Genomic DNA, 3,219 nt, shown 5'->3' with positions numbered 1-3,219 from the left:
GGTCTATATTCCCGCCAATGAAGCTTCGCATGGCCTTGGCGGCACCAGAGTCGACCATGTGCATGAACACGCGTTCGAAGTGCTGGGTAAACTCCGGCGCGACACCCTCGACCTTGTACAAATCCTTCTTCCAGCCGGTGCCGTCGGGAGATTTCGAGTGCACGACGATATTCCCCCGGATCTTCCGCATCTCGCATAGAAAGCCGTTCGTCGCCCACTGCCGCAGATAAAACGCCGGGATATAGTGATGTCTGCTCGGATCACTCATGGCCAACAAAAGCCCCTGAGGAGCTTTATTGGGCGCCGAGGAGCGGGGAGGAGGCGCCGAACCTCGGTATAATCACAAACCTTCACTTTCCAAGCAACCCACCTTGCCGCAGCAGTTACGGTGACGGTGCTGGACTGTCACTGCAATTGCCACCCTAGTTCGTCTGGCGACCGGATGGCCAAATCCTCGCTCTCGCGCTGAAGCCAACTGACATGGTCATCGCCTCGGCACTTGAACCCGGCCAGAGGCGATGCCGACTAAACGCCATGGCCGCACTCGTTGCAGAACTCCTGTTTGACCTCGTCAGATGCCTCGTTGGTGGCTGGCTGAGGCAGGCTGCGGTGGCCATCTGTGCGTGGCTCGATATGAGGATTCACGGCCGTGCCGCGCGCTTTGTCGTGGGCGGCCTTCTCGGGATCGCCGCCTATTTCCTCATTCCCGTCATCGCCGGCCTGCTGGGATTGTGATGCACTCCGTGAAGGCGAGCCTCATCATTGCATTGGCGATCGGGGCGTTCATCTCCTCGGTGCTCCTCGTCGCGGAGCCGCTGACCGACTTCGCGTTCCTCTCGCTGGAGTGGCCGGGCATCACCGCAGCTTATTTTTTCTGGGGAGCGGTCGGAGGATCTACCTTCGTCGGCATCGCCATTTCCTGGGTCGTGAATGCGCTGACATATGGTTTGGGCGCTTTCGTCATTCTCAGCGCCTTTAGGGTGATGAGGGAAGCGTGAAGCGCTGGGTCCGATGTGAGTCACGCGAAGGCGGATCAGACGAGCTTTACGCCGCCTTCTCGACATCCTTCGCGACGATCTCGACTTCGAAATAGCCCATGTCGCGGAGCTCGGCGGCCTTCTTCTCGGCCGCTTCCCTTGTGTCGCGCTTCAGGATGATCTGGCCCGCTCCGTCGCGGGCGCAAACGAAATAAGGCATTCTCGATTCCCAATTTCGTTTGCATACACATGGCTCGGCGTTCCCGCAAGAATACGGGTCACCGCTCCAGCCCGGCCTTTTGCCGCATCTCGTCGATCAGCTCCGAGGCCTCGGCTTTGGTCAGCTCCTGCCCCAAGTTCTCTTTGGGCAGGTCCTGATGCGCCTGCTCGGCGAGGGTCTTGAGGTAGGATTCCTGGGCTCCCGTCATCGGATCGTCCCCGGAAACCCAGTCCTTCGGGTCCTTCTGGGTGTTGTCGGCCATCACCAATCTCCTTTTCCGTCCAACGTCGGACTCGACTCTTCGTTCCGCTTTTGTTCTGCTGGTGCCATATTCAAGATCACGAGGCTGGACATGCCGGACCTGGATTTCGTCAGGCGGGAGATCGAACGGATGCGCATCCAGATTGGCAGGCAGAGGAAGGAGATCCTCCAGCTGCAGCGGGCGGGGATCGGGACGGCTTCGGCCGAAGCGCTGCTGTCACGGATGGAAGCCAGGGTTGAAACGCTCTGCGCCCAGCGCGACGCGCTGAGGAGCGCGGAGCCGCATCACAACAAGGGCAGGGTGCTCGGCGGGAGGAGATGGTGAGCAGGCGCTGGTTCGACGACGAGAGAGAGCTGTCGCCCTTCCTGACCGCGCTCGAGGACGTTCGCAGAAGAGCAACGCGGGAAGGGTGGTGCTATGCCCATGTCCAGGCCATCATCGTGGCCATCGACCAGTACGCGGAGGCCGCGACGGGCAACCGCGAGTATTTTCTCAACAAGCCGGTTTCGATCGGCGACAACCGGAAAGCGGGAGACATTCCGTGAGGTGTCCAGACCCAGTTGCTGGCTATTTGAGTGTCGCGATGTGCGAATGCAGCCTGGCAGACGGGGCCTGGAGTTCCGGTAACGGAAGGTCTCTCGCTTGAGAGCTTGTTAACCGACCCCGCTCAGGATGCCGCTCGAAATGAAGGGGACAGCGATGTCAGATTTGGAACAAGCGATCCGCGAGCGTGCCTATCAGCTTTGGATCGAGGGCGGTGCCGAGCACGGCCACGCCGAAAGACATTGGCTCGAAGCTCAACGCGAGATCCTCTCCGCATCTCTCGCAACCGTCGCGCGGGTCTCGAAGGCGAGCTCCGACAAGCCGAAAGCGAAACCGGCGGCTCCGCGAAAGAAGCGCCGCGCCGCATAGGATCAGCGGTTCTGCTTGAAGCAGAACCGAAGCGCCGGACTCTCGTTTTAACGCGCGGCTTCGCGCCGGCCTGGCGCGAACGGCTCTCGTCTCATGAAACCGGGTGAACCGAACGACGAGATGATCTGGTCCTGTCCGACGCGGACGCCCGCTTGCGTGGAGCGGCCCCCCTCTTGCGGGACTTCAAATGAACTTCGGGTGCAATCCCGTTCTGCTCATCGAATTGCTTCAGCCAGGATTCAATATATCGCGGGTCGTCGGGACAAAGCCGTTGAAGCAAACGAAGGTTCTGCGCTCTGAATTCCACTAGGGTTTTCGGCATCATGCCTCCTCGAAACCCTGCCCATCGCAAAGGTGCGGGCAAGGGACCGCCGGGTCAACGGCAAAGAAGGGCTTGAAATCAGGGGCGAGCTGATGCAGCGCCAAAAGGCGAAAACCCCGCCTGGGGGAAGCGGGGTTCTCTGTCGGGGGTGAAGCTTAGGGACGCTTCAAGAGTAAGACGCTCCAGCCGGCGGAAAGTTCAAAACAAAACGGCACGAGCGTATCGCTAGCTGGAACGCGGCAGATGGCGCCATCCCTGGGGGCGCCGGCCTGGGGCGGCGCCTCACGATGAAAGTTGATGCGCCGGTGGCGATCAGGCTGCGATCCGCTGCTCGACGGGGGCGGTCAGGTATTTGAGCACTTCCGCATGCTCGAGGTCCGGAACCGCAATGGCCGTGTGGCTGTAGACCGCATGGGTGCGGGACGTCGCGATTTCGGCGAGGATATCTTTGCCCTTGATGACGTGGAGGCCTGATCTTCCCCCGATAAAGTGGACGGGTTAAGCGGCTTTTAGCTCCATCTCGATC

At 60.6% G+C, this 3,219-nt stretch carries 8 protein-coding genes; 5 read left to right on the top strand and 3 right to left on the bottom strand.

All coding sequences use genetic code 11. From position 1 onward, the window contains the following. Nucleotides 1-268 (bottom strand): DUF4238 domain-containing protein (locus tag AX729_RS14995; RefSeq protein ID WP_156456970.1); only part of this gene is annotated, 268 nt, incomplete at its 3' end. Nucleotides 269-480: 212 nt separating this feature from the next. On the opposite strand from AX729_RS14995, the gene AX729_RS14990 reads away from it, so the two are divergent. Further along, complete coding sequence (locus AX729_RS14990) at nucleotides 481-735, top strand: hypothetical protein (RefSeq protein WP_245325192.1); 255 nt, start codon at nucleotides 481-483, stop codon at nucleotides 733-735. Continuing rightward, complete coding sequence (locus AX729_RS14985; RefSeq protein WP_061024296.1) at nucleotides 735-998, top strand: hypothetical protein; 264 nt, start codon at nucleotides 735-737, stop codon at nucleotides 996-998. The genes AX729_RS14990 and AX729_RS14985 overlap by 1 nt, the downstream gene beginning before the upstream one ends. 46 nt (nucleotides 999-1,044) lie before the next feature. On the opposite strand, the gene AX729_RS39640 is transcribed toward AX729_RS14985, so the two are convergent. Both AX729_RS39640 and AX729_RS14980 read right to left on the bottom strand, forming a co-directional pair. After that, nucleotides 1,045-1,197 (bottom strand): hypothetical protein, encoded by a 153-nt coding sequence (locus tag AX729_RS39640; protein WP_156456969.1) that lies wholly within the window; start codon nucleotides 1,195-1,197, stop codon nucleotides 1,045-1,047. A gap of 58 nt (nucleotides 1,198-1,255) precedes the next feature. Then, nucleotides 1,256-1,459, bottom strand: a complete 204-nt coding sequence (locus AX729_RS14980) for a DUF3072 domain-containing protein (RefSeq protein WP_061024294.1) — start codon at nucleotides 1,457-1,459, stop codon at nucleotides 1,256-1,258. Between the two features lie 90 nt (nucleotides 1,460-1,549). On the opposite strand from AX729_RS14980, the gene AX729_RS14975 reads away from it, so the two are divergent. From AX729_RS14975 to AX729_RS14965, 3 genes are all read left to right on the top strand, one after another. After that, on the top strand, nucleotides 1,550-1,783 hold the full coding sequence (locus AX729_RS14975) for a hypothetical protein (protein ID WP_061024292.1): 234 nt from the start codon (nucleotides 1,550-1,552) through the stop codon (nucleotides 1,781-1,783). After that, nucleotides 1,780-2,004 carry a hypothetical protein gene (locus tag AX729_RS14970; protein ID WP_245325190.1) on the top strand — a complete coding sequence of 75 codons (225 nt, stop codon included), beginning with the start codon at nucleotides 1,780-1,782 and terminating at the stop codon, nucleotides 2,002-2,004. The genes AX729_RS14975 and AX729_RS14970 overlap by 4 nt, the downstream gene beginning before the upstream one ends. Before the next feature lie 154 nt (nucleotides 2,005-2,158). Beyond that, nucleotides 2,159-2,371 carry a DUF2934 domain-containing protein gene (locus tag AX729_RS14965; protein ID WP_197433604.1) on the top strand — a complete coding sequence of 71 codons (213 nt, stop codon included), beginning with the start codon at nucleotides 2,159-2,161 and terminating at the stop codon, nucleotides 2,369-2,371. The last annotated feature ends 848 nt before the right edge of the window (nucleotides 2,372-3,219 follow it).

The organism is Bradyrhizobium sp. CCH5-F6 (assembly GCF_001556045.1).
Lineage (GTDB): Bacteria > Pseudomonadota > Alphaproteobacteria > Rhizobiales > Xanthobacteraceae > Bradyrhizobium.
Note: the sequence above shows the minus strand (reverse complement) of the source record. Positions and strands in the feature narration are given on the sequence as shown.

Excerpts from the sequence above, each read along its gene's own strand:
- AX729_RS39640 (WP_156456969.1), bottom strand. The coding sequence starts at position 1,197 with ATGCCTTATTTCGTTTGCGCCCGCGACGGAGCGGGCCAGATCATCCTG.
- AX729_RS14990 (WP_245325192.1), top strand. The coding sequence starts at position 481 with ATGGTCATCGCCTCGGCACTTGAACCCGGCCAGAGGCGATGCCGACTA.
- AX729_RS14975 (WP_061024292.1), top strand. The coding sequence starts at position 1,550 with ATGCCGGACCTGGATTTCGTCAGGCGGGAGATCGAACGGATGCGCATC.
- AX729_RS14965 (WP_197433604.1), top strand. The coding sequence starts at position 2,159 with ATGTCAGATTTGGAACAAGCGATCCGCGAGCGTGCCTATCAGCTTTGG.
- AX729_RS14985 (WP_061024296.1), top strand. The coding sequence starts at position 735 with ATGCACTCCGTGAAGGCGAGCCTCATCATTGCATTGGCGATCGGGGCG.
- AX729_RS14980 (WP_061024294.1), bottom strand. The coding sequence starts at position 1,459 with ATGGCCGACAACACCCAGAAGGACCCGAAGGACTGGGTTTCCGGGGAC.